Origin of the sequence: Chelatococcus asaccharovorans (assembly GCF_003201475.1) — a bacterium.
GTDB lineage: Bacteria > Pseudomonadota > Alphaproteobacteria > Rhizobiales > Beijerinckiaceae > Chelatococcus > Chelatococcus asaccharovorans.
The window spans coordinates 62,879-87,255 of record NZ_QJJK01000020.1; the positions used below are offsets into that span (position 1 = coordinate 62,879).

General features: G+C 64.6%; 23 protein-coding genes. 1 reads left to right on the plus strand and 22 read right to left on the minus strand.

Annotated elements, in window-relative coordinates:
• Positions 1 to 41 precede the first annotated feature (41 nt).
• From C7450_RS31190 to C7450_RS31220, 7 genes are all read right to left on the minus strand, one after another.
• Entirely contained in the window at positions 42 to 1,982 is a 1,941-nt protein-coding gene (locus C7450_RS31190) for a D-apionate lactonase family protein (protein WP_110378393.1), read from the minus strand.
• A gap of 13 nt (positions 1,983 to 1,995) precedes the next feature.
• Complete coding sequence (locus C7450_RS31195) at positions 1,996 to 2,973, minus strand: ABC transporter permease (RefSeq protein WP_110378394.1); 978 nt, start codon at positions 2,971 to 2,973, stop codon at positions 1,996 to 1,998.
• A gap of 20 nt (positions 2,974 to 2,993) precedes the next feature.
• Entirely contained in the window at positions 2,994 to 4,892 is a 1,899-nt protein-coding gene (locus C7450_RS31200; protein WP_110378395.1) for a sugar ABC transporter ATP-binding protein, read from the minus strand.
• A gap of 275 nt (positions 4,893 to 5,167) precedes the next feature.
• Entirely contained in the window at positions 5,168 to 6,151 is a 984-nt protein-coding gene (locus tag C7450_RS31205) for a substrate-binding domain-containing protein (RefSeq protein WP_110378419.1), read from the minus strand.
• 68 nt (positions 6,152 to 6,219) lie between these two features.
• On the minus strand, positions 6,220 to 6,990 hold the full coding sequence (locus tag C7450_RS31210; RefSeq protein ID WP_110378396.1) for a FadR/GntR family transcriptional regulator: 771 nt from the start codon (positions 6,988 to 6,990) through the stop codon (positions 6,220 to 6,222).
• A gap of 141 nt (positions 6,991 to 7,131) precedes the next feature.
• Positions 7,132 to 8,427, minus strand: coding sequence for an aspartate aminotransferase family protein (locus C7450_RS31215; protein ID WP_110378397.1), 1,296 nt, complete (start codon positions 8,425 to 8,427; stop codon positions 7,132 to 7,134).
• A gap of 31 nt (positions 8,428 to 8,458) precedes the next feature.
• The gene (locus C7450_RS31220) at positions 8,459 to 8,812 is read right to left on the minus strand and encodes a tRNA-binding protein (RefSeq protein WP_245450275.1); all 354 of its coding nucleotides are present in this window, start codon (positions 8,810 to 8,812) and stop codon (positions 8,459 to 8,461) included.
• A gap of 171 nt (positions 8,813 to 8,983) precedes the next feature.
• Between C7450_RS31220 and C7450_RS31225 the strand changes: the two genes are divergently transcribed.
• Positions 8,984 to 10,456: an NAD-dependent succinate-semialdehyde dehydrogenase gene (locus C7450_RS31225; RefSeq protein WP_110378399.1), complete on the plus strand. Its 1,473-nt coding sequence runs from the start codon at positions 8,984 to 8,986 to the stop codon at positions 10,454 to 10,456.
• A 41-nt stretch (positions 10,457 to 10,497) separates the two neighbouring features.
• Here C7450_RS31225 and C7450_RS31230 read toward each other — a convergent pair whose 3' ends face one another.
• The 15 genes from C7450_RS31230 to C7450_RS31300 form a co-directional block, all read right to left on the minus strand.
• Entirely contained in the window at positions 10,498 to 10,992 is a 495-nt protein-coding gene (locus C7450_RS31230) for an Lrp/AsnC family transcriptional regulator (RefSeq protein WP_110378400.1), read from the minus strand.
• A 27-nt stretch (positions 10,993 to 11,019) separates the two neighbouring features.
• Positions 11,020 to 11,742, minus strand: coding sequence for a haloacid dehalogenase type II (locus tag C7450_RS31235; RefSeq protein WP_110378401.1), 723 nt, complete (start codon positions 11,740 to 11,742; stop codon positions 11,020 to 11,022).
• A gap of 169 nt (positions 11,743 to 11,911) precedes the next feature.
• A complete protein-coding gene (locus C7450_RS31240; protein ID WP_110378402.1) occupies positions 11,912 to 12,628 on the minus strand; it encodes an ABC transporter ATP-binding protein in 717 nt (238 codons plus the stop codon).
• Positions 12,625 to 13,383 (minus strand): ABC transporter ATP-binding protein, encoded by a 759-nt coding sequence (locus C7450_RS31245; protein WP_110378403.1) that lies wholly within the window; start codon positions 13,381 to 13,383, stop codon positions 12,625 to 12,627. Before C7450_RS31245 ends, C7450_RS31240 begins: the two co-directional genes overlap by 4 nt.
• Positions 13,380 to 14,267, minus strand: a complete 888-nt coding sequence (locus C7450_RS31250) for a branched-chain amino acid ABC transporter permease (protein WP_110378404.1) — start codon at positions 14,265 to 14,267, stop codon at positions 13,380 to 13,382. Before C7450_RS31250 ends, C7450_RS31245 begins: the two co-directional genes overlap by 4 nt.
• Positions 14,267 to 15,130, minus strand: coding sequence for a branched-chain amino acid ABC transporter permease (locus tag C7450_RS31255; protein ID WP_110378405.1), 864 nt, complete (start codon positions 15,128 to 15,130; stop codon positions 14,267 to 14,269). Before C7450_RS31255 ends, C7450_RS31250 begins: the two co-directional genes overlap by 1 nt.
• Positions 15,131 to 15,196: 66 nt before the next feature.
• Entirely contained in the window at positions 15,197 to 16,420 is a 1,224-nt protein-coding gene (locus tag C7450_RS31260) for an ABC transporter substrate-binding protein (protein ID WP_110378420.1), read from the minus strand.
• 22 nt (positions 16,421 to 16,442) lie between these two features.
• The gene (locus tag C7450_RS31265) at positions 16,443 to 17,681 is read right to left on the minus strand and encodes a metal-dependent hydrolase family protein (RefSeq protein ID WP_110378406.1); all 1,239 of its coding nucleotides are present in this window, start codon (positions 17,679 to 17,681) and stop codon (positions 16,443 to 16,445) included.
• A 31-nt stretch (positions 17,682 to 17,712) separates the two neighbouring features.
• On the minus strand, positions 17,713 to 18,207 hold the full coding sequence (locus C7450_RS31270; RefSeq protein ID WP_245450276.1) for a GAF domain-containing protein: 495 nt from the start codon (positions 18,205 to 18,207) through the stop codon (positions 17,713 to 17,715).
• Positions 18,204 to 19,103 carry a branched-chain amino acid ABC transporter permease gene (locus tag C7450_RS31275; RefSeq protein WP_110378407.1) on the minus strand — a complete coding sequence of 300 codons (900 nt, stop codon included), beginning with the start codon at positions 19,101 to 19,103 and terminating at the stop codon, positions 18,204 to 18,206. The genes C7450_RS31270 and C7450_RS31275 overlap by 4 nt, the downstream gene beginning before the upstream one ends.
• A 4-nt stretch (positions 19,104 to 19,107) precedes the next feature.
• Positions 19,108 to 19,971, minus strand: a complete 864-nt coding sequence (locus C7450_RS31280; RefSeq protein WP_110378408.1) for a branched-chain amino acid ABC transporter permease — start codon at positions 19,969 to 19,971, stop codon at positions 19,108 to 19,110.
• A gap of 1 nt (position 19,972) precedes the next feature.
• A complete protein-coding gene (locus C7450_RS31285) occupies positions 19,973 to 21,172 on the minus strand; it encodes an ABC transporter substrate-binding protein (protein WP_110378409.1) in 1,200 nt (399 codons plus the stop codon).
• Positions 21,173 to 21,192: 20 nt separating this feature from the next.
• Positions 21,193 to 21,981: an ABC transporter ATP-binding protein gene (locus C7450_RS31290; protein WP_110378410.1), complete on the minus strand. Its 789-nt coding sequence runs from the start codon at positions 21,979 to 21,981 to the stop codon at positions 21,193 to 21,195.
• Entirely contained in the window at positions 21,978 to 22,715 is a 738-nt protein-coding gene (locus tag C7450_RS31295; RefSeq protein ID WP_245450277.1) for an ABC transporter ATP-binding protein, read from the minus strand. Before C7450_RS31295 ends, C7450_RS31290 begins: the two co-directional genes overlap by 4 nt.
• Before the next feature lie 146 nt (positions 22,716 to 22,861).
• Positions 22,862 to 23,512 carry a TetR/AcrR family transcriptional regulator gene (locus tag C7450_RS31300; RefSeq protein WP_110378412.1) on the minus strand — a complete coding sequence of 217 codons (651 nt, stop codon included), beginning with the start codon at positions 23,510 to 23,512 and terminating at the stop codon, positions 22,862 to 22,864.
• Positions 23,513 to 24,377 lie beyond the last annotated feature (865 nt).

A 24,377-nucleotide genomic window follows, 5' to 3' on the forward strand; every position in this document is an offset into this window, starting at 1 on the left:
TCGCGAATCCGCTTGAGGTGATTGATGGTGAAACGGCTTAGTCAGTTCAAACGAAAACGCGCAACCGCATAGGGGGCGAGCGTGCAGCGGGTGGCACCGCCCCCGCCCGCCATCGTCGCGAGGGCTTCGGCATCCTGTGTCGCCGCCATGAAGGTCCCGGCATCGAGAACAGCTTGTTCCGCAATGCTGCTCTCAAGATGCACGACCTGCTCGACGCCGGTGAGATTGGCGAGCCATAGCGCGATGCCGTCCGGCCGCTCCACGGCGATGCCCTGCACGGCGGAGGGATCGGAGAGGGCAACGCGACGCATGGCAGCGCCGCCAAGGCCCGCGAGCCCCTTGAGAACGTGGAAGACGGGAAAGAGCCCGCCATGATCGTCGAACCACGGCTGCGGCCAGGAGTGGTGCCGGTGGAGCACGCCGAAAGCCCCCGTGGTGCCGCCCAGGGTGATCGCAGAGGCGCCGCCGGCCGCAAAGCGCGCGAAGAAGCCCAGCGTCCAGGCCGCGCCGAGCAGCCCGCGCTGGCGGGGATCGTTGAAATTCATGGCCTGGCGGATATTGCCGGGATTGGCCATCGGTGCCTCGCCATAGGGGTTCATGCGCATGCCGATGGCGCTCGGGCCGACAGCCCACGGCGTGCCGGCGGCGATCGCCGCAGCCGACAGCGCCATGGCCGGCAAGGATTCCAGGCCCTCGGTGATGGAGTGGTCGTCGCCGGCATGGAGCATCGCCGTCGTCGTGAAGCTCACGAGATCGAGGAGGTCGCTCGGCGGGCGCTTGCGGTTGAGCTCGGTGAAATAGCTGAACATGCCGCCGCCGAGACGCACGCCGGGAAAAGCCTTCCGGGCGGCGGCAAAGAAGTCGCGCGGCGGCGGCGCCGGCGGCCAGGGGCTGCCGGGCAAGGTGCATTTGAGATCGGGCGCGGGCGAAACGAGGACCACCGCGAAGGGCGAGCCGAGCGCCGCCACCGCGCGGCCGAGCGCGGCGAGTTCCTCGGCATAATCGTCGACGCCGACGATGACCGCCTCCAGCCAAGGCTCCGCGCCGATCGCCTGCGCCGCTGCGGCCAGCCCGCGCAATGTCTCGCGATCGTGGCCGCGCCGGGGATCGTAGAAGCCCACCACATGGCGCGCGCCGATGCGCGCCAGCGTCTCGGCCTCTGCCAACGTCGCCGCGATCTCATCGGGATCGAGCCCGAGGCCGAGCGCGGGAACGGGCCCCAAGGCCTCGCCGATCGTCACGGTGATGCCCGCCTCGGCCGGCGCCACTTGGGCCGGCTGCCCGGAGACCGTCAGCCGTACCGCCTGGTCCAGCACCTCGCCCTGCGCGAGGGTGTAGGGCCAGGGCAAGGCCAGCGGCCGCACATAGGTCTTGTAGGAGGCATCCGTCCAGTTGCGCTGGTCCTCCATTTCATAGACGTCGCCCTCCATCCGGCAGCTCACACGGAGGCCGGGCGCGGCCTCATGGGTCAGGGCGCTGAGGTTCATCATGGGCTGGACGGGGTCGATGATCGCGGGAAAACGCCCCTCTTCGACCGCGCCATCGGCATGTTCGATGGTGACGGGGAGGCCTGAAGCGGCACTCGGATGCAATACCACGAAGCCCGTGCGATTGGTCAGGAAGGGCGTATCGGCCGTGCCGGTCGCCACAAAGGCGAGCGTGCCGTCCTCGCCCAGCGTGATCTCGGCGGCATAGCTGAAGCTCTGGCGTTCATCCCGCGCCACCGCCTTGTAGGTCACGGTGAGACCGTCATCCGTCCCGGTGATGGCGAGATCCGTGATCTCCGGGTTGTAGGTGCCCCAGTTGTGGTCGCGCACGATGAAGGAGATGGCGCGGATAACCTCGACGCCGCCGAAGCGGATATGGCGGAGATTGCCGGCGTCGAGCTCCGCCGAGAGCGCACCGGCCTTGAGGATGCGCTGCGGCGGCACCGGCTCCTCCGTGCCGAAAAGAATGACGGCCGGCGAGGGCATGGATGTCATTAGTTGTATCCTCCTAACGGCTGGCGCGGCTGCTGACGAGACGCTCCACGAGCAGCGCGACGATGATGATGGTGCCGATGGCCGAGCCCTGCCAGAACGGCGACACGCCCATCAGATTGAGGCCGTTGCGGATCATCACCATGATGAAGACGCCGATGAGCGTGCCGATCATCGAGCCGCGTCCGCCGTAGAGGCTCGCGCCGCCGATGACGACCGCGGCGATGGCGTCGAGCTCCATGGAATTGCCCATCAGCGGGTCGGCGGACAGGAGCTGGCTGATCGAGAAGGTGACCGCAACCGCCGAGAGCGCGCCCGACAGCACATAGGGCAGCACGGAATAGAACAGCGTATTGAGACCCGCCGCCCGTGCCGCTTCCTTGTTCGAGCCCACCGCATAGATGGTGCGGCCACCCTTGGTATAGGTGAGATAGGCCCAGGCGACGATATAGAGCACAATCAGGAAGAGGACGTTCGAGGGAATTCCGAGAATATTCGTATAAACGATATTCTGCATCGCATCGGGAATATTGGAGATCGCCGTCTGGCCGGAGAGGATATAGGCGAGACTGCGCCCGATCGCCATCATGCCGAGCGTCACCACGAAGGCCGCCAATCCGAAGACATTGATGAGCAGGCCGGAGACGAGCCCGATGCCGCCGCCGGCGAGGACAGCGACCGCGATCGCCGGCACGATCGGCATCTGCTGCAGCGACAGGCCCAGGATGATGCCGGTCAACCCGGCGACGGAACCGACCGAAAGATCGATGCCGCCGGTCAGGATCACGAAGGTCATGCCCACCGCGACGATGCCGATCACCACCGATTGATCGAGCATGTTGAAGATGTTCGACTGCGTCAGAAAGTAAGGCGACAGCAGGGACAGGCAAAGGCCGATGATGAGCGCCAGCGCCAGCATGCGGACTTCGAGCCGCTGCGCCAGCATCTTGAAGCGCGACCCGCGCGCCGGCGTGGAGACGGTGATCGATGCCATGGAAGAAGGCTCCTTGATAGTCACAGCGCGGCCGCCATGGTGTCGATGCGCGCCTTGATCGCCTCGGGCGACGGAAGCGCGGTATCGGGCGACAGGCAGAGCCCTACCCAGCCGAGATCATGGCCGCGCGGGCTGTGCATGGGCACGAGCAACGTGGTGCGGCTTTTGTCCGCCTCCGGCACGAAGGCGGGTTCGCGCTGGCTCAAAGCCCGCGGGATCAGCGTATCGGCGAGACCGCGGGCCTCGCCCGCCTTGAAACCCGGATCGAGCGCGGCATCGGTGACCACCGTGTTCAGGCAGATGAGATTGTCCTTCTCGATCAGCGCCCAGAAGCCGGCCCCCCCGTGCTCATGGGCGAGCTGGTTGAGCAGGGCCGTGTTGCGCGCCATCGAGGTGCGCGGCGCGGCGAGCAGCGTCAGCTTCTCCTCGTCGAGCATGGCGCTCGGCAGATCCGCGATGCTGCGGCCATCGCTCATCACGACGATGCGATCGCTGATCCCGAGCAGTTCCTCGAAGTCGGACGAGACCACGACGACCGCGACGCCCGCGGCCACGATGTCCCTGAGCATCGCATAGATGCTGGCGCGCGTGCCGATGTCCACGCCCTTCGTCGGCTCGTCGAGGATCAGCACCTTCGGCTCCAGCAGAAGCCAGCGTGCCATGATGATCTTCTGCTGCATGCCGCCCGAGAAATTCAGCATGGAGGCGTCCATCAGCCGGTCTTCCGGCAGGCCGAGGCGCTGCAGCAGTTCCTTGACCTTGCGCTCGCGCGCCTGGTAGCCGCAGAAGAATCCGCGGTGCGCGCCGAGATGGGCGAGCAGCAGGTTCTCCTTCACGCTGAGGTCAGGGACGATGTTCTGCGTCCGCCGGTCCTCGGCGACGAAGCCGAGCCCCGCGCGGATGGCGCCCTGCGGATCGTCACCCTTCAGGGGCTTGCCGCCGAGCCGCACCTCCCCGCCGCTGCGCGGTCTGAGACCAAAGATCGCCTCGACGGTCTCCGAGCGTCCCGCACCGACGAGGCCGCCAAGGCCGAGGATCTCCCCCGCCCGAACCGAGAAGGAAACGTCCTTCACCACGGGCTCGGTGACGAGGTGGCGGACCTCGAGCATCACCGGCCCGCCTTCCCCCTCGCCGGGGGTATGCGGCTCAGTATAGATGGCGCCGAGCTCGGCCCCGACCATGGCGCGGATGAGTTCCGCCTGGGTGAGATCGGCCGTCGGATGGGCATTCATCACCGTCCGGCCTTCGCGCATCACAGTGACGCGGTCGGTGATCGAGAACACCTCCTCCAGCCGGTGCGACACGAAAACGAGGCCATGGCCGGTCTCGCGCAGACGCGCCATCACATCGAACAACCGGTCGACCTCACCCGGGCTGAGAGAGGCCGTCGGCTCGTCGAAGATGATGAGCTTGGCATCGACGCCGAGCGCCTTGGCGATCTCGACGAGCTGCTTTTGCGCCGAGGACAGCCGCCTGACCTCCCAGTCGAAGGGCAGGCTGTCACCCTGGCCAAGGCTGTCGAGAATGGCCCGGCCCCGTTCCTTCAGCGCGCGGTAGTCGAGCCGCCCGGGACGTCCGAGTTCCGGCAGGAAGATGTTTTCAAGCACGCTGAGATCGGGGACGAGGCTCGTCTCCTGCATCACGATGGCGATGCCGACGCGCAGCGCGTCGCGCGTATTGCGGAGCTGAATATCGCGCCCGCGATACCGGATCGATCCGGAATCGGCGCTGTAATGGCCAGAGATGACCTTCGAAAGCGTCGACTTTCCCGCACCATTCGCACCGAGCAGGCCGTGGATCTCGCCTTCGCGCAGCTCGAAATCCGCCCCGGCCAGCGCGCGTGTCTTGTCGAACGTCTTCGTGATCTTGCTGGCAGTCAGCAAGATTGGAGGCGGATCAGCGGATGGCGCGTGTTTCATCCCGTATTCCTGCGGACCTCAGAAGCGAAATTGTCTAGAGCATTTTCGAGCGAAGTGGACACCGGTTCGCGTGAAGAAAATGCGCTAAAACAAAGACATGGAGCATTTTCGTGATTCGGAGAAACGCGAAAATGCTCTAAGCATTGTCCGATCAATCTGAAGCAACGGATCCACCGGTGTCATCCCCGGCCTTGTGCCGGGGATCTCGCTTGGAAAGGCCAAACGCCTCACTGATAAGGTCGGCCATGACAGCAGAGGACGCCGCGCCGTAAAGATCAGACTTCGTTGGCGAAGACTGTCTTCCGCACCGTGGGCAATTCCTTCTCGATGTTCTCGCTGGTGATCACCAGGATCGGCACGGTGATCTCCTTGTCGGGCTTCTTGCCGTCAAGCGTGGCCAGCATCGCCTCGCCCGAGCGCACCCCCATCAGATAAGGCTGCTGCATGCCGGACACGACGAGTTGGCCCGACTTCAAAAGATCGACGAAGTCGGGAATGCCGTCGAAGGCGGCGACCAGGACCTGCCCATCGCGGCGCGCGGCCTTGATCGCCCGCAGCGCACCGAGCGCCGGCTGGTCCGTCTGGATGAACAGGCCACGCATGCCCGGATTGGCGGTGAGCATGTCCTGCGTGAATTTGAAGGTCTCATCGGCCGTGTAGGACTGCATCTGCTGGAGGCCTGCCTCCTTGCCGGTAAAGCCCCCCTCCTTCAGGCCGTCCAGGAAGCCCTTGGTGCGCGCCTGGCCGTTCTTGCGCGCCTGCGAGATGGCGACAATGCCGACCGAACCGTCCTGCCAGCCCTTCTTCTTCAGGGCCTGCGCCAGCGCCACGCCGACGCCGTGGGCGCCCTTGTAGTTGTCGGAAATGATGAAGGACGAATAGTCGCCGCTATTCGTGCCGATATCGGCGATGACGACAGGAATATTGGCCTTCTTCGCAAGTTCAAGCACGCTTGGTGCCGTGGAGGAATCCGTCGGCGAAATCACGATGCCGGCGACGCCGCGCGCAATCACGTCCTGCGCATTCTGGAGCTGGGTCTGCGCACTGTTGCGGGAATCGAGGGCCTGGTAGCCAAAGCCCTTGTCCTTCACCGCCGCCTCGACGCCCTTCGACAGGTAGCGCCAGAAAGGCAGATCGAGGCCGGGCGTCAGATAGGCGATGTCCTTGCCGGCTGCCATCGCCGCACGCAAACCACCGAACCCGGCACCAGCCGCGAGCGTACCCCCGAGCGCGAGCTTCAGTACTGTCCTGCGTTCCATACCATCATCCTCCATATATAATGTTCGTTTTGATTGTTTATTTCGCACAATACATAATTGTTTTGAGCTTACTTCTTTTCGAACCCCATGACTGTTTGTGTTGTTTGATAGATGCGATCGGTATGGACGGCAAAAGCCGCAACCGCCGCGTCAGGATCATGGGCGCGCAACGCGGCGACAATCGCGGCGTGATCCGCATAACTCGTCGCAATAGCCTCGGGACGCGCCACCGCGAGACGACGATATTCCATCATGTAGCTGTAGAGATCCGCCGCGAAATCCGCGAGCAGGGCATTGCCCGAGGCCCGGTAGATCGTGACGTGGAACTCCCGGTCGCAGATCAGGAAGCCGACGGGGTCGTTGAAGGCCTCCTTCTGCACGGCGAGAAGCCCCTCCAGCATCGCGAGCGTCGCATCGTCGATGCGCCGCGCGGCATCCGCCGCCACCTCCCGTTCGATCAAGAGACGCGCAGCGTGGACGGAATCGATGTCATAGGCATTGATGGCCCGCGCCGGACCAACGCCAATGGTCACAGGCCCCACATCGGCGCGCACAACGCGCGTGCGCGCGCCGTGCGAAATCTCGAGGATGCCGCGCGCCGCCAGAATCTGGATGGCACCGCGCATCGTCTCCCGGCTCACGTTGAGGGAGGACGCAAGTTCGCGTTCGCTCGGCAGGGCGTCCCCCACCTGGACGATGCCGGAGGCGATCAGCCCGGCGATCCGGTCGGCGATCACGTCCTTCAGCGAGCGCTTGACGATCGCATCGCGAAACGACGGCACCTCCGCCAGCACGATCGCTTCGGAACTCTTTGCGGAACTCTTTGCGGAACTCGCCATAGCCTCCTCTGATCTACTGGTCCAACCAGAAGACCAGCTGAGGAAGCCGCGTTTTGCGCATGCTGTCAAGCGCCGTCAAAAAAAGGGCGGGGCGACACCGCGCCCCACCCTTCATTCAGTATCGGCCGAACAGTTGGGCAATCAGCCCATAGCGGCGGCGAAAGCCCTGCCGAAGGCCGCGACGGCCTCATCGATCTGCGCATCCGTGGTGACGAGCGGGGCCAGGAAGCGGATGACATTGCGGTGGACGCCGCATTTGATCACGAGCAGCCCTTCGTCGCGCGCCTTGTCGATCACGACCTGCGCGAGATCGGCGTCGTGGCGCTTGCTGGCGGCATCGGTGACGATTTCGATGGCGAGCATGCTACCCCGCCCGCGCACTTCGCCGATCCGGTCGCTGTGCTGGCGCTGCAGGGCCTCGAGCCCCGCCCGAAGACGCTCACCGCCGGCCGCGCCACGTCGCAGAATGTCGTCCTGCGCGAAGGCATCGAGCACACCGAGCGCCGCCGCGCAGGCCAGCGCATTGCCGCCATAGGTGCCGCCGAGGCCGCCGGGGGTCGGCGCATCCATGATCGCGGCGCGGCCGACGACGCCGGACAGGGGCAGACCGCCCGCGAGGCTCTTCGCCACCGTCACGAGATCGGGCTTGATGCCCGACCGCTGGAAGCCGAACAGGTCGCCGGTGCGGCCGAAGCCGGTCTGGATTTCATCGCAGATGAGCACGATGCCGTGGCGCGTCGTGATCTCGCGCAGCGCGACGAGAAAATCGTCCGGCGCCGGCAGGAAGCCGCCGTCGCCCTGTACGGGCTCGATGATGATGGCGGCCACGCGATCCGGTGCGATCGCGGTGGCGAAGACCTCTTCCAGAGAGGCGAGCGCCTTCTCGGTGGTGATGCCGCGATAGAGATCCGGATAGGCCGCGTGGTAGATATCCGTCGGGAAGGGACCGAAGTTCTGCTTGTAAGGCTGGCTGAAGCCGGTCAGCGTCACGCCCAGCAACGTGCGACCGTGGAAAGCGCCGCGGAAAGCAATGACGCCCGGCCGGTTGGTGTATCCGCGCGCGACCTTGATGGCGTTCTCGACCGCTTCTGCGCCGGTCGTGAGGAAAATGCTCTTGTAATCTTCGTCGCCGCCAATGAGCGTGTTCAGCCGCGCGGCGAGATCGATATAGGGCTCGTAGGCGGCGACCTGGAATGCCGCGTGTGAAATCTTCTGCAACTGGCGCGAGACCGCCTCGACGACGCGCGGGTGGTTGTGGCCGACGTTGAGCACGCCGATGCCGCCGACGAAATCGAGGTAGCGCTTGCCTTCCACATCCCAGACCTCGGCGCCGAGCGCCCGCTCGACGACCACGGGATGGGCGGTGGCGACGCCGCGCGGCACGTGCCGCGCCCGCTCCGCCAATAGTAGCTCAGTCTTACGCTGAGGGGCGTTCATGGCAGTCTCCAAAGGCTGAAGGGACGAAGGGTCAGAACACGGCCTCGCCGCGCCCCACCTCGGAACGCGGCGTCAGCAGGATCACCTGGCCGAGGGCATTGCGGGCGCCGAGGATCAGGATCTCGGATTGAAAGCCGGCTATGTTACGCGGCGCGAAATTGACGATGCAGGTCACATCGGTGCCGAGGAGCTCGTCCGCGCTGTAGCGCGTGATCTGGGCGCTGGACCAGCGGATGCCGAGGTCACCGAGATCGACCGCAACCTTGTAGGCTGGATTGCGCGCGCGCGGGAACGGCTCGACCTCGACGATGCGGCCGACGCGGATGTCGAGCTTCGCAAAATCTTCGTAGGCAGCTTCGGGTTTTGGGGCAGCAGACGTGGACACGGCCTTCTCCGGTTGTCTATGCCCCATTGAAGCGCGCCAACCGAAACAAGCGATGCTGTTCCTCAGGGCTCGCGCGGCAGGCTCATCTGTTCTCGCGCCATTTACGGCAGCAAATCCTCGGCCCGAAGATCACTCTGCGCAGGCAGCTTTCCCTTTCGCAGAGGCTCCCTCATGTCCCTCAGACTAAGATTGCGTGATCCGTCCCTTCTCGCCGAAAAGGCTTTCATCGGCGGCGAATGGGCGGGCGCGCGCAACGGCGACACGCTGGCGGTCGTCGATCCGGCGACCGGCGCGACGATCGCAACCGTCCCCGCCCTCGGCGCCGACGAAACACGTGCCGCCATCGACGCCGCCAACGCGGCCTGGCCACGCTGGCGCGCCCTGCCCTCCGCCGAGCGTGGTCGGCTCCTGGAGATCTGGCACAGGCTGATGCTGGAGAATGCCGAGGACCTCGCCGTCATCATGACGGCCGAACAGGGCAAGCCGCTCGCGGAAGCGCGCGGCGAGGTCACTTATGGAGCCAGCTTCGTGAAATGGTTTGCCGAGGAGGCGCGTCGCATCTATGGCGACACCATTCCGGCCCCTTCGACAGACCGGCGCATCATCACGCTGCGCGAGCCCGTCGGCGTCTCCGCCGCCATCACACCGTGGAACTTCCCCAATGCCATGATCACCCGCAAATGCGCGCCGGCTTTGGCGGCAGGCTGCCCGGTGATTGTCAAGCCCTCGGATTTCACGCCCCTTTCGGCGCTGGCGCTGGCCGTGCTGTCGGAGCGCGCCGGCTTCCCCAAGGGCATCTTCAGTGTCCTCACCGGCCTGCCGGACGGCATCGGCGGGGAGCTCACCAGCAACGAAACCGTGCGCAAGCTCTCCTTCACCGGCTCCACCCGCGTCGGCCGCCTCCTCATGCGCCAAAGCGCGGACAGCGTGAAGCGCCTGAGCTTCGAGCTCGGCGGCAACGCGCCCTTCATCGTCTTCGATGATGCCGATCTCGACCTTGCCATCGCCGGCGTCATGGCGAGCAAGTTCCGCAATGCCGGCCAGACCTGCGTCTGCGCCAACCGTATCCTCGTGCAGGACGGCATCTATGATCGCTTCGCCGAGCGGCTGGCCACGGAGGTGGCGAAACTCAAGGTGGGCAATGGCTTCGATGAGGGCGTCACCATCGGGCCGCTGATCAATCAGGCGGCAGTCGACAAGGTCGAACGCCATGTCGACGATGCGCGTGCCAAAGGCGCCAACCTTCTCATCGGCGGCGCGGCGCTGCCGGGCACGCTCTTCGCGATACCCACGGTTCTCACCGGCGCGACGACGGAAATGGCCCTTGCCAGCGAGGAGACCTTCGGGCCGCTCGCGCCGCTCTTCCGCTTCCATGACGAGAGCGAGGCCATCGCCATCGCCAACGCGACGCCCTTCGGCCTCGCTTCCTACTTCTTCACGCAGGACATCCGCCGCTCGTGGCGCGTGACCGAGCGGCTGGAGTTCGGGATGGTCGGCCTCAATACGGGCTCGGTCTCGCTGGAGGTCGCCCCCTTCGGCGGCATCAAGCAGTCAGGCCTTGGCCGCGAGGGCTCGCGATACGGCCTCGACGAATATCTCGAGACCAAGACGCTGCATGTCGGCGGCCTCGACCCGGCGGCCTGAGCCCGCAATCATGGAAAAGGCCGGACACTGTCCGGCCTTTTTTACTTCGTCTCGCCGAGCAACGCCTGGATGGGCAACTCGGTCTTGGTAAGCGGCGTCTTGAGAACGATGTAGCTGAAGTATTTCTCAATGCCGATATTGCGATCGACGAGGTTTTCGATCACCTCCTGGTAATGCGCGATGCTGCGCACCATGAAACGCAGGAGATAGTCATAGCCACCGCTGAGAAGGTGGCATTCGAGCAGCTCTTCAACGCTGCGGATACTGGCCTCGAACTTCACGAAATCCTCGCGGCGATGGTCCGCGAGTGTCACTTCCGTGAAGACGGTGACGCATTCAGCAAGCTTGCGCATGTTGATATGCGCGCTGTAGCCGGTGATGTAGCCGGCCGCCTCCAGCCGCTTGACGCGCTGGAGGCAGGGCGACGGCGACAGGCCGACGAGTTCCGAGAGGCTGACATTGGTGAGTTGCCCATCCCTTTGCAGGTGAGTCAGGATCTTGATGTCGATCCGATCCAGCTTGGGCAACCCCGCCATCGCACCACCCTGTCATTCGCCCCGCTGTCAGGCGCGCAGTTGATCCTGATGCGCGGCTGCCAGTTCACCCATGCTCGTAAAGCGGAAATCATATTTGGGCAAATCGCCGGGGTTCATGGTGGCGCCGAAGCCCTCGTCCTGGTGGCGGCGATGGATCCAGCAGGAGGCAAGCCCCATGGCATTCGCCGGCTTGTGATCGTGGAACAGGCTCTCAGCCGTATGAAGAATATCGCCCTTGCCAAGCCCCATGGCGCCAAGCGTCTCGATCATATAGTCGAAGTTCTTGAGGCTCGGCTTGTAGGAGCCGATATCCTCCGCCGTGATGATGGCATCGAAATCGACCTGCAGCCTCTTGTTGCTGTAAGAGAAGGTCTCGTTGTCGACATTCGACAGGATGACGAGCTTGTAGAACTTCTTGAGATACTGCAGCGCGCCGGGCGTATCCGAGAACGCCGGCCAGTTGCGCACGGACAAGCCATAGGCCACGCAGTCCTCGTGGCTCACGACGACGCCCCATTCCTCCGCCAGCCGCTTGTAGACGACGGCGAGCAGGTCGCGATAGCGCATGGTCGGCGTGTGACGCTGTTGGGTCGATTCATGCCGGGCGTGGGCCTGCAGGATCTCGTTCCGGGAGAGCGGGCGCTGGACCTTGCTGGTCAGCGGCTTCAGCCCCTCGATCATGCCGCTTTCCCAGTCGATCAGCGTGCCGTAGCAATCAAAGGTGAGAACCTTGAAGTCGGTCAAGCGCATCGTGAACTCCTTGAACGTCGCTTATTTCTGCGCAAGAGACGGCGCGATGCAGCCCTCGCAAGATGGCTATTGTCTAAACCACGCCGACATCATCGTCTGCTGTTTTGGCCTGCCACTTCCGAAGCGGATGCCTTGCGGCTGGCGGCGGACAGCAGAATGCTGTGTCCGCTTATCCCGCCTGGCCGAGATAGAGCGCGGCCGCACGCGGATCGGCAAGAAGAACGTCTGCCGCACCCTCCAGCGCCACCTTGCCACCGTCGAGGATTGAGCCCCAGTCGGAAATGGCGAGCGACTGGCGCGCACGCTGCTCGACGATGAGCGTGGATACGCCGAGCGAGGGCAGACGCGCGATCAGCGCGAAGGCCTCCGCCACCTTGGCAGGCGCCAGCGCGGCGGTCGGCTCGTCGAGCACCATCAATGTCGGGCGCGACATCAAAGCGCGCGCGAAGGCAAGCTGCTGGCGCTCGCCGCCGGAGAGGCTCCCCGCGCGGGCGCGACGACGCTCGCCGAGGAGGGGAAACAAGGCGAACATCTCCTCGATGCGCCGTTTGCGGTCCGGCACGCCGGCGACGACCTGCAGGTTCTCCGTGATCGACAGGGCGGCGAACACATTGGAGACCTGCGGCACATAGCCGATGCCGTGGGCCATGCGCCGGTAGGTGGGCACAGCGAGGATGTCCTGTCCATCGACGCGGATCTCGCCGGTCACGCGCGGCAGGAGCCCGACGATGGCCTTGGCGAGCGTGGACTTGCCCGCACCGTTCGTGCCGGCGACCGTGAGGATTTCCTTCTCCCGCAGCACGAGATCGATGCCGTTGAGGATATCGACCTCGCCATAGCCGCCACGCAGGTTGCGGATTTCGAGAACTGGCTTTGCGTCGCTCACGCCGCGCCTCCGAGATAGGCTTCGCGCACCTTGGGATCCTCCAGGACTTCGCCGGGTGTGCCCGACGCGAGAATCCGGCCGCGATCCATGACATGGAGGATGGGCACGAGCCGCGTCAGGGCCTGCAGGTCGTGCTCGATGATGAGGAAGCCGATGCCCCGCGCGTTGAGTTCGCGGATACGCTCCACCAATTCCTCGATCAACACGGGATTGACACCGGCAAAGGGTTCGTCGAGCAGGATCAGCGATGGCTCCACCATCAGCGCCCGCCCCAGCTCGAGCAATTTCTTCTGCCCGCCGGACAGCCGGCCGGAAGGCAGATCGGCGACAGGACCGAGCCGCAGGAAGGCGATGACCTCGTCGGCCTTCGCCGTGATCTCGACCTCCTGACGCGCCACCTCGCCCGGCCGCAGAAACAGACCGACGAGCCCCTCGCCCGTCTGGCCGGGCGCGGCCGCCTTGAGGTTGTCACGCACGGTGAGGTGGCTGAATTCGCGCGGCACCTGGAAGGTGCGCAGGAGCCCCTTGCGGGCCCGCGCGGCGGGCGATTGCCGGCCGAGATCGGCGCCCTTGAAACGCACCTCACCGGTGTCGGCCTCAATGAAGCCGGACACCACCGAGAACAGCGTCGACTTGCCGGCGCCGTTCGGGCCGATGAGCCCGACCAGTTGTCCCTCACCCACCGTGAGAGTGACGCCATCGAGGGCCTGGAAGCCCCCGAAGGCCTTGCGGATATCCGTGATTTGCAAGCTCATCGCCGGGTAAAATCTCCCATGAGACCTTGCGGGCGGTAGATGGTGAAGAGGATCAGCAAGAGCCCGATGACGCCAAGGCGCACCGAGGCCATCTCCACGTCCGAGATGAAGGGCATGACATCGCGAATGAAGCGGGACCCTTCGAGCAGCACCATCAGCAGCACGGTGCCGACGACCGCGCCCGAAACACGCCCGACGCCGCCGATGATGATCGCCATCCAGACATAGAAGGTGACAAGCGGGATGAACTGATCCGGCACGATATAGGTGATGTAATGGGCGTAGAAGGCGCCCGCGAGGCCGGCAAGCCCCGAGCCGAGAATGAGCACCTGCACCTTGAAGCGCGCCGGATCCTTGCCGAGCGCCTTCACGGCATCCTCATTGTCGCGGATGGCCTCGATGATGCGGCCGAACGGGCTCTTCACAATGCGGCCCATCCCCAGGATCGCGACGATCGTGACGACCAGCAGCACCGCCAGCACGGCAAAGGATGCGAGCGAACCCACCGAGATGCCGGCGAACATGCGCGGGATCGCCGGAATGCCTTGTACGCCGTTGGTCAGCCACTTCTCGCTGGTGATGACGAGGCGCACCGTCTCGGAGAAGCCGAGCGTCACGATGGCGAAGTAATCGTCCCGGAGCCGGAGCGCAATCAGGCCGATCGGCCAGGCGGCGAGGCCCGCGACGATGGTGCCGGCGGCAAAGCTCAAGACGAGTGGCAGGCCGTTCATGGCGAGGATCGCCGAGGTATAGGCGCCGATGGCGAAGAAACCGACATGGCCGAAATTGATCAGGCCGGTGAAGCCATATTGCAGCGTCAATCCGAGTGCCAGCAGCACATAGATCAGCGCGACGATGGCGATGGCGACGAGATAGGCCTCCATCAGCGTACTCCCTCCAGCCGGCCGAACAGGCCGCGCGGACGCACCAGAAGCACCAGAAGCAGGACGACGAAGGAGATCGACAGCTTGTAGGTGAAGCCGACGAACGGGGTCGAAAGCTCCTGCGCTACGCCGAGCAGAAGGCCGGCAAGGACCGCGCCGACCGGGCTGCCTATGCCGCCGAGGATCGCGGCCGCGAAAGCCGGCAGGAGCATCTCCCAGCCGAGTTCCGGCGAAACGATCGTCTTCATGCCGAGCATCATGCCGGCGACACCGGTCACCGCCCCGACGAGAAGCCAAAGCGCGATCATGACGCGCTCAGGGCGGATGCCGGAGACGAGCGCCAGCTCCCGGTTGTCGGCGACGGCACGCATGCGCCGGCCGATCGGCGTCGCATAGAGCACGAGGAACACGCCGACGAGCGCCACCGCCGCCACCGCAGCGAGCTGCAGGTCGAAGGGATTGATGATGAGCCCGTTGAAACGGATGGGGCGAACGAGCGGCACCGTGAAGAGCTGCTGATTATGGCCGAAGACGATTCCGAGGACGGAGCGCAGCAGGAAGCCGACACCGATCGACGTGACAAGGAGCGCGACTACCGAGCGCCCGGCAAGCTTGCGAAACACCAGGGCATAGACCGTGAGCGACAGGAGGGCCGTGGCCCCGACCGCGGCGCCCCCAGCCACCACGAGTGAGCCGGTTGCCTTGTGGCCGATGAGCGCGGCATAGGCGCCGAAGGTCATGGTGTCGCCGGTTGCCGCATTGGCAAAGCGCGCCACGCCGAAGACGAGCGTCACCGCAAGCGCGGCAAGCCCGACGATCAGCCCCTGGACGAGCCCGTTGACGATAAGCTGAGCGTAGAACAACGCTGGATGCCTCACGTGAAATAAGGGCCTGTCCGGCGCCGCAATCCGGCGCCGGACAGGGCGGGATCAGATCTTGACGATATAGCGGCGTTCCAGCTTGCCGCCCTTGATGAAATAGGCACCGAAGTCCGGCGTCACATCGCCATACTGGTCGAAATCAAGAACCGACGAGGCGCCGTCGTAGTTGATCTTGCCGTTCTTCAGGGCAGCCTTGCCTTCGGCAAAAGACGAAACCACGGTGCCGGGCGGGTTGCCGACCTCGCGCAGCTTCGGCACGACGGCCGCCATATCGGCCGAGCCGGCCGCCTCGATCGCCAGCGCCAGCACGTTCACCATGTCCCAGGTCATCGCGGCATAAACATTTGCGCTTCCCGGCTGGTTCATCGCCTTCTGGTAGGCAGCATCATACTGGGCATAGGCCGGGGATCCCTCGTTGGAGACCGAGTCGACGGAGATGATGTCTTCGGTCACCTCGGGGCCGAGGGCCTTGATGAGGTCCGGGTTGGCGGCCCAGCCCGGGATGATCCAGCGCACGGGCTGGCCGCTCTGGAACCACTCACGCAGGAGAATGGTGGTATCCGCGAGATAGGAACCGGTGACGATGACGTCGGGCTGCGCCGCGAGCACCTTCATGAGTTCCGACCGGTAGGTGGACTGGTTCGGCTCGTAGACGACGCTCTCCACCACCTTGCCGCCCTTGGCCTCCCAGGCCTTGCGGAAGCCCTCGGTGTTGCCGATGCCGGACGCATTGTTGAAGGCCATCGTCGCGGGCCGCTTGAAGCCCTCCTTCACGCAGATCTCGGCGAAGGCCCGGCCGAAGCGGTCGTTGGTCGCCTGAAAGCGGAAGCCGAGGCCCTTGGCGTTGGCCGGCGGCGTCGACAGGGCCGGCGCGCCCGAGCAGTGAAAGAGCGGGATGCCAGCATCATTGCAGAGCGGGATGACCGCCAGGGAGACGCCCGACGACCAGGTGCCCAGGATCGCCTGGACCTTGTTGGCCTCGATGAGCTTCTTGGCAGCGAGGACACCGGCCTGCGGATTGGTCTGGGTGTCTTCCGCGATGATCTCGATGGGGCGGCCCGCCGCGCCGCCGGCGGCGTTCACGGCTTCGGCGGCGGCCAGGATCATCTTCTGCATGCCCGAGCCGTAGGGGCTGCCCGAACCGGTGACGGGGTTGAGCGCCCCGATACGGATCGGGCCCGCGCCCGCGCCCTGCGCCCGCAGGATGGACGGGGCGGCCATGAGGGCTCCGGTGCCCGCGACCGCGGTGAGTAGTGTACGACGATTGATCATCTTCCCCTCCATGTGAACCGGCTCAAACGCCGAGTTCGTTCTTCACAAAATGCCCGGCCTTCATGATGGCCGGCATATGCTTGCCCTGGCCGGTCAGGAGCGACATGTCCTTCAGCGGATTGCCGTCGACGACGATCAGGTCTGCATGCGCGCCCGGCGCCACGACACCGAGCTTGCCCTCCTGGCGGACGACCTTGGCGGCATTGACGGTGGCCGAGCGGATCACCTCGATCGCCGGCAACACGTCCCGGCGCAGCAGGAATTCGTCGGACTGGTGGCGGTGCATCTCGCCCAGAAGGTCCGAGCCGTAGGCCATCATGACATTCGCATTGTACAGGATCTCAAGTGCCGCCAGCCCCTGCGCGCGGACATCCTCGATCTTGGCGACGGATGCGGGCGGCAGGCCGTAGGACGCGCCTTCCTTGGCGAGATAGTCGAAGGTTACGTTGGTGGGCACCACATAGGCGCCTTTCTCCTTCACGAGGCGCGCCGTCTCGGCCGAGATGAGGTTGCCGTGCTCGACCGATTCCACGCCGAGTTCGACGGCGCGACGGATGCCCTCATCGGTATAGAGATGGGCGGCGACATAGGTCTGGGCATGGCGCGCCTCTTCCACCGCCGCGCGCAGCTCATCGTCGGAGAAGCCGAGGAAGGCGATCGGATCGGTCGGCGATGAGACGCCGCCATTGGCCATGATCTTGATGAACTGCGCCCCGCCCTTGATCTCCTCGCGGGCCGCGCGGCGCAGGGCATCGACACCATCGACCACGCGGCCAAGGGCGCCGGCCCGCTCGGCGTAGTAGTCGACACTCCGCGCATGATAGCGGCCGCGATAGTCGGTATGACCGCCCGTCTGCGACAGCGCCTTGCCGCAAATGACGAGGCGCGGCGCCTCGATCAGCCCTTCCTCGATGGCCTGCACAAGGCCGTATTCGGCACCGCCGAGATCGCGCACGGTCGTGAAGCCGCGCATCAGCATGTCGCGCATGATCTTGGCGGAGCGCAGGGCGACCAGCGTATTTGGCAGCTCGGCGTTGACGGCGAGGTTGGTCGTGGTGGCGATCACATGCACGTGGCAGTCGATCAGGCCGGGCATCAGCGTCTTCCCAGCGAGGTCGATGACGACGGCCGACGACGATTGGATCGGCTTGTCCGATACTTCGCGAATCTCGCCGTTCTCGACGAGGACATGGTGCCCGGCGAGGGCCTCGTCAGAACGCCCGTCGAGGATGTCAGCGTTCTGGAACAGGATCGTGCTCATAACAAACTCCGAACGTCGAAAAAGGCAGGCGTCAGACGCGGGCCTTGGTTAATGCAGGAATGAGGAACGGGGTGAAGGAACGCACCAGCGCGACCTGATCCTCGCTGGTAAAGGCGCCTTCGCGGTCGAGCACATTGAGCGTGCCGAGAATGTCGCCACCCTGCTGGACAGACACATTGATGACGGAGCCGAGGCCGAGGCTTTCGATCAGCTGATGATCCGGGAAGGCCCAGCGAATGGCGGCGACATCGGGGCCGAGGAAGGTCTGTTTGCGCTTCAGAACCAGGTCGCCCCACGGGGTCGGCCCCATGCGTTTGCGGCCCTGGACGGGATAGGCGGCCGGCTGCGAGGAATAGACACGCTCGACCTCCTCGCCATTCTCGCACCGGACGAGAATGGTGAACAGCTTGTGGCCGAGGAGATCCGCCACGGCCTTGTCGACGGCGCGATAGGCGGCCTCGGGGCTTGCATCGGCGGCGATGGCATCGGTTACGGAGAGATAGGCCTGGAGCAGGGAAGCGGTCATAGCGCAGGAGCTTTCTGTGAACGTTCGGGTAGGAGGCCGTCCGGGCGGAAGGAGAGGACAAGGACCAGGCCGAGCCCGACCACGATCTCCCTCAGGGACGCCGCCTGCACGGCGGAGACGCCCGGCGCCAGTTCGGCGATGAAGCGCGTGGCTTCGAGGAAGGCGACGAGCAGATAGGCGCCGATGACAGCGCCGGCGGGGCGCGCATTGCCTCCGGCCGTCACCGCCAGGAAGATGTAGATGGTGATGAGCGGCTGGAAGAGATCCGGCGCGACATAGCTTGTGTAATGACCGTAGAACGCACCGGCCACGCCGGCGATCGCCGCAGCGAGCGAAAAGGCCTGCGCCTTGAAGCGCACGATGCTCTTGCCGGCGACGGATGCCACCGTCTGATCCTCGCGGATCGCCCTCAGGCTGCGCCCCCAGGGCGAGCGCAGGAGCCGTCGCAGGAGAAGATAGACCGCGGCCACAGCCGCGGCGATGATGGCGAGCGATCCGGCATGAAACCAGATGCCGGCGTCGCGCGGCACGAGGACCGGAATGCCGGAGATGCCGTCGGTGCCACCCGTCAGCCACACCTCGTTTGAGGCGACGAGGCGCACAATCTCCGCGAACCCCAGCGTGACGATCGCCAGATAGTCGTCGCGCAGCCGAAGCGTCGAGAAGCAGACGACGAGCCCAACGAGCCCGCCGGCCAGCATGGCGGCGGCAACGCCCAGCGGGATCGGCGCATGGCCCCAGGTGGTCAGCATCGCCGAGGCATAGGCCCCCACCGCAAAGAAGCCCGCCAGACCGAGATTGACGAGGCCGGCCAGCCCCCAGGAGAGCATGAGGCTTTGCGCGAGCAGCGCATAGACCGAGCCGATGACAAGCGCGAAGAGGATGTAAGTGAGCATGTCGTCAGTTCGCCTTGCTGCCGAGAAGGCCCGATGGCCGGACGGTCAGAACGACCAGGATCACGATGAAGCCGACCGCCAGCCGATAGGCGGGCGATAGGGCGAGAACCGTGAATTCCTCGACGATGCCGATCAGGAAGGCGCCCGCCACCGCACCGGGAATGCTGCCAAGCCCGCCGAGCACCGCGGCTGCGAAGACCGAGAGCAGGACCCGGCCGCCGACAAGGGGATCGATGGCCGTATCGAGACCGATCAACGTGCCGCCGATGCCGCAGAGGCCGCTGCCGATGGCCACCGTTACCAGCGCGATGAAGCGCGGATTGACGCCCTTGAGACGGGCGAGATCGGGATTGTCCGCGACGGCGCGCATGGACCGGCCGAGGCTCGTCAGCGAGAGGAAGGCCCATACGGCCGCCATGATGACGAGCGCGAGGACGAGATTATTGAGCTGCTGCGGGCCGACGCGGATCGGCCCGAAGACGATATCGCGCGCCAGCGGCAGGTCGAAAGCCCTGAGATCATTACCGAAGATAAAACGGACGATGTTCTCGATGACCATGCCCATGGCCAGCGAGCCGATGGCCTTCATCAGCGCGCCCCCGCGGCCGAGCCGCTCCAGCGCGCCATATTCCAGCAAGGCACCGACGAGCGCGGCCCCGACAAAGGCGGCGACGATCGCCACCGGAATCGGCAGGCCGAGCCCGACGTTGACCACCCAGGCACAATAGGCACCCGCCGTCGCCAATGCGCCGATGGCGAAATTGGGGAAGCGGAGCACAGCGAAGATCGCGCTGAAGCCCAGCGCCGGGACGGCGAGAAGCGTCCCGGAGATGATGCCGTTGATCAGCGCCTGGAGGACCGCATCCATGTTACGCGATCTTCAGGAGGACGATCTTGCCGTCCTTGATCTGCTCGTAGCGGAACTGGGCATCCTCGATATCGCCGATGTCGGTGAAATCGCAGGGCCCCGAAGCGCCGTCATAGTCGATCTTCGTGCCGGCCGTGACGAGCTTGAGGCCGTCGACCGCATTGTCGACCTTCTGGCCGCCACCTTGCGCCACCTTGCGGACATTGTCCTTGATGACCGTGCCGGTCGTGCCCTTGCCGGCCGCCATGGCGAGCGAGATCAGGTTGAGGTGATCGTAGATCTGGCAGCTATAGGTGTCGGGTGAGTCAACGCCGAGCAGCCGCGCCACGTTCTTGTAGCCACCCGTGCCTTGCGCCGCAGACGGCGACAGGGTCACGATGCCCTCGCTCACGTCGGGCGGCAGCGCCTCGACGAGTTGCTTGTTGACCGCATAGCCGAAGCCGAGCAGCTTGCCCTTGTAGTTGGCGCGATAGAGATCCCGCACCAAAACCGCGGTATCGGTGGTGTAGCCGCCCATCACGATGGCGTCAGGCTTCGACCGCAGCACCTGGTCGACCTCGGTGCGCAGCGTCGTCTTCTTGTCGTCATAGATCAGGATCGACGTCTTGCCGCCGGCGGCTTCGACCGCCTTGGTCAGGGCCGCGAACTGGGATTCCGTAAACGGCGTCTGCGGCGACACGAATGCGACATTCTTCGCACCGAGTTCAAGCGCGAACTCGCCGAATTTGCGTCCCTGCAGGGTCGTGTTCGGCTGCGTGCGGATGATGAAGCCCTGGTGCGGCAATTTGGTGATGGAATCCGCCCCGGAAACCGTGGCGAGGAAGACGCCGCTCTGCCAGCACACCGGCGCGACCGCAGTCGTCACCGACGACGCCCAGGTGCCCATGATGGCCGACACCTTGTCGACGTCGATGAGCTTGCGCGCGGCGCGCAGGCCGGCTTCCGGGTTGGTCTGGTCGTCTTCCGAGATGATGACGAGCTCACGGCCAAGCACACCGCCGGCCTTGTTGATCTCGCCCGCCGCCTTCTTCACCACATCTGCCATCACGGGGCCGTAGGCGCCGCCGGAACCCGTCAGGGGCGTCAGTGTGCCGAGCTTGATCGGGCCTTCCTGCGCACGCAGGATCGCCGGCATTGCAAGTGTACCCGCGGCCAGAATACTGGTTCCAAGAAAGCTTCGACGTGTAAAACGCATGGTCATGATTTCACCCTCCACTTGATTTACTTCTGTTTTGCTGAATCCGACGCGGACGTTTCACCGGCCGCCCCTGATTGCCGGCTGCTCGTGCTGCGCCCGCCCAGGAAGAGCCGGCGAATATCAGGATCGTTGGCGACGGCCTCCGCCGTGCCCTCGAGGTGGTTGCGACCATCCACGAGGACATAGGCGCGGTCCGACACCGACAGTGATTCCAGCGCGTTCTGCTCGACCATGAGAATGGCGATGCCTTCAGCCGCGATGCGCCTGATGTAGTCGAAGAGTTCGTGCGCCGCCTTCGGGCTCAGGCCCGCGGTCGGCTCATCGAGCAGCAACGCGGAAGGCTTCGCCATGAGGGCCATCGCCATGGCGAGGATCTGCCGCTGCCCGCCGGATAGGCTCTTGGCCGCAGTCCGCCGCTTGTCGGCGAGCATCGGGAAGCGCGCATAGGCTTCCGCAGCCCGTTCCTTGAAGGCACCGGGCTCGAAGCGGCACCCCATCTCCAGGTTCTCGGCGACGGAGAGCGAGCCGAAGATGTTGCGCTCCTGCGGAACGAAACCAAGGCCCGCCCGCGCGATCGCCTGCGGCGAACGGCCCGCGACATCCTCGCCGTTGATATAGACATGGCCCTGCGCGGGACGCAGCAGGCCGGAGATGAGCTTCAGCGCGGTGGACTTGCCAGCGCCATTGGGCCCGATGATGGTGACGAGCTCGCCCGCATCGGCGCCCATCGCGACGCCCTTGACGATCTGCTCGGCGGACGCGTAGCCGCCAACGAGGCCGGTGACCTCGATCAGCCTCTTGTGGGCGTTCATCGCCGGCCTCCGAGATAGGCGTCCTGCACTTCCGCATTGCTGCGGACGTCCTCGAAACTGCCTTCCGCCAATGTGCGGCCTTGCGCCATGACGATGACGCGGCGACAGATGCGCTCAATCAAGGCCATGTCGTGCTCGATGAGCAGAACCGTCAGGCCCTCTTCGGCCAGACTGAGAAGCTGGTCGCCGATCTCCTCCGCCAATGTCGGATTGACGCCGGCCGCAGGCTCGTCGAACAGGATCATGCGCGGCTCGGCCATCAGCGCGCGACCGATCTCGAGCAGCTTCTTCTGCCCGCCGGAGAGATCGGTGACCTTGTTGTCGATGACATGGGAGAGGCGCAGACGCGCGGCGACCGCGAGCGCCTTCTCCGACAGCTCCGCCTCGCGCTGGCGCGCCTCGGTCGAGCCGAACACCGCCGTCAACAGCTTCTCGCCGGGCTGGCGGGCCCCATAGACCATGAGATGCTCGAACACCGTGAGCTTCGGAAAGCCGCGGGCGATCTGAAAGGTTCTGACGAGCCCCAAGCGGGAGATCTGGTGCGGGCTCATCCTCTCGATGCCTTGCCCCATAAAGGAGATCGACCCGGCATCGGCGCGATAGAGCCCGGATATGACATTGAACATCGTCGTCTTGCCGGCGCCATTGGGCCCGATAAGCCCCGTCACGATGCCGGGTGTGACGTGGAAAGAGGCGCCATCCAACGCCTTGAGGCCGGCGAAGGACAACCGCACATTTTCCACAAGAAGTGGATATGCCGGCGCGCGCGGCCCTCTTAGCTCCTGTGCCTGCATGGTCCCCCAACATGTTCTGACGGCGCGGCATGCGCGCAGTGACCTACAACTCTGATGGCGCGCAACGTCTGGAATGCGCAAAAAGTCTAGTTTCGGGCGGCGCGCCGCAAGGCCGGCGACGACGCCACGACAGCGTTAAATTCCCGCCTGACCTGCCCCTTCCAGAATTGCAGCAGTTCCTGAAAGTAAGCTGGATCGTCCTTGACAGCAGTCTGCGCGATCATCCCACGAAACATGCACATCGTGGCATTCATCAAGACAAGAACTTGATCGACGCCGACGCCCGCCTGTGCTGCAAGCTCAGCCCAGACAGCATTGAGCCCTTCGTGGAACTCCTTGACGACCGGGACGATCTTCTGGCGAAATTCGGCGTTATGCCGCGCCTCCGGGAGATACTCCATCGTCACGTAGAACAGGCGATCGTTCATCATTCGCCACAGGTATTCGACTATCTCGTCCGTCGAACTACCAGAAAATCGTATTCCTTCGGCCATCCCGTGCAGCTCCGCGGTCACCTTGCGAAGCATATACCCGACCGCCTCGACAATGATCTCCTCTTTGGAACTAAAGTGATGCGTCAGAGCACCGCGGGATAGACCTGCAGCTTCCGCAATTTCGGACGTAGACATGCGATAAAGACCACGATCATGCAATAGATCGATGGTCGCATTGAGGAGCCTTTCCGACGTATCGGCGCTGCGCTCCTGTTGTGTCCGACGTTGCCTGCGAACTGCCATTGATGCTCCCTCGGCACCAAATGGGCACCACAATTTACAAACAGTCAAGCATGTTTGTACATACCGGTCTGTTTATATTTTGACAGGCGGGCCTGATTTTGCCGAAATTTTGTGCAGATCCAAAGCATTCTCCCATCGTCCGAGATCCCCTCGTTTTTTTGATCGGCCTTGTCGGCTATGCACCCTGCCGCCCCCTGAGCATCGACGGGGCGGAGAGATTTTTAGTTTCATTTTCGCCCATGGAATTCGTATTTTCTGCTCCGAAGGCCTACCCGAAACAGCATTGATGACCATGGCGGGTTTTTCCGCCCCGCTCGGGATGGTCGGACGTGCCTCCGAGGCGCACGTCGCCCTCGACAGCATGCGCCCTTTTTTTAGGCGTGATGTCATCACCCAAATTGTCCACAGGCGGTATTCTTCACGGGGAGATCGCCACTCCCGCCGACGACATGGGCTTCCTCTTGAGATCACGGGCAAGCATCGCGGATCCATCCGCAACACGCGCGACGCGCGACCACAACCACCTCCGTATCTGCGGTTCAGGGCGCAGATTTCAAACGGCGCCACATACTGACCGCACTTCGACGACAAGCAGCGTGATGACGACAGACGCCAGCAAGTCATCTGCTTTACACGGCCGCATAGCTTGTCGCCGAGCGTCCGCGGCCGGACAATGCCGGCCGGGATACTTCAAATAGTTCCGATACTTCAGAGGTGCTGATACGCATTCTGAAAGCGCGAAACCTCGGATCGTCGCGCTGACGTTCGGCTCAACGCTTGAAGATCGCCTCGATATCCTGTCTGAGGATGGGGGCGATGTCGGGGCGGTCCATGGCATAGGCGACATTGGCGGCGAGGAAGCCGG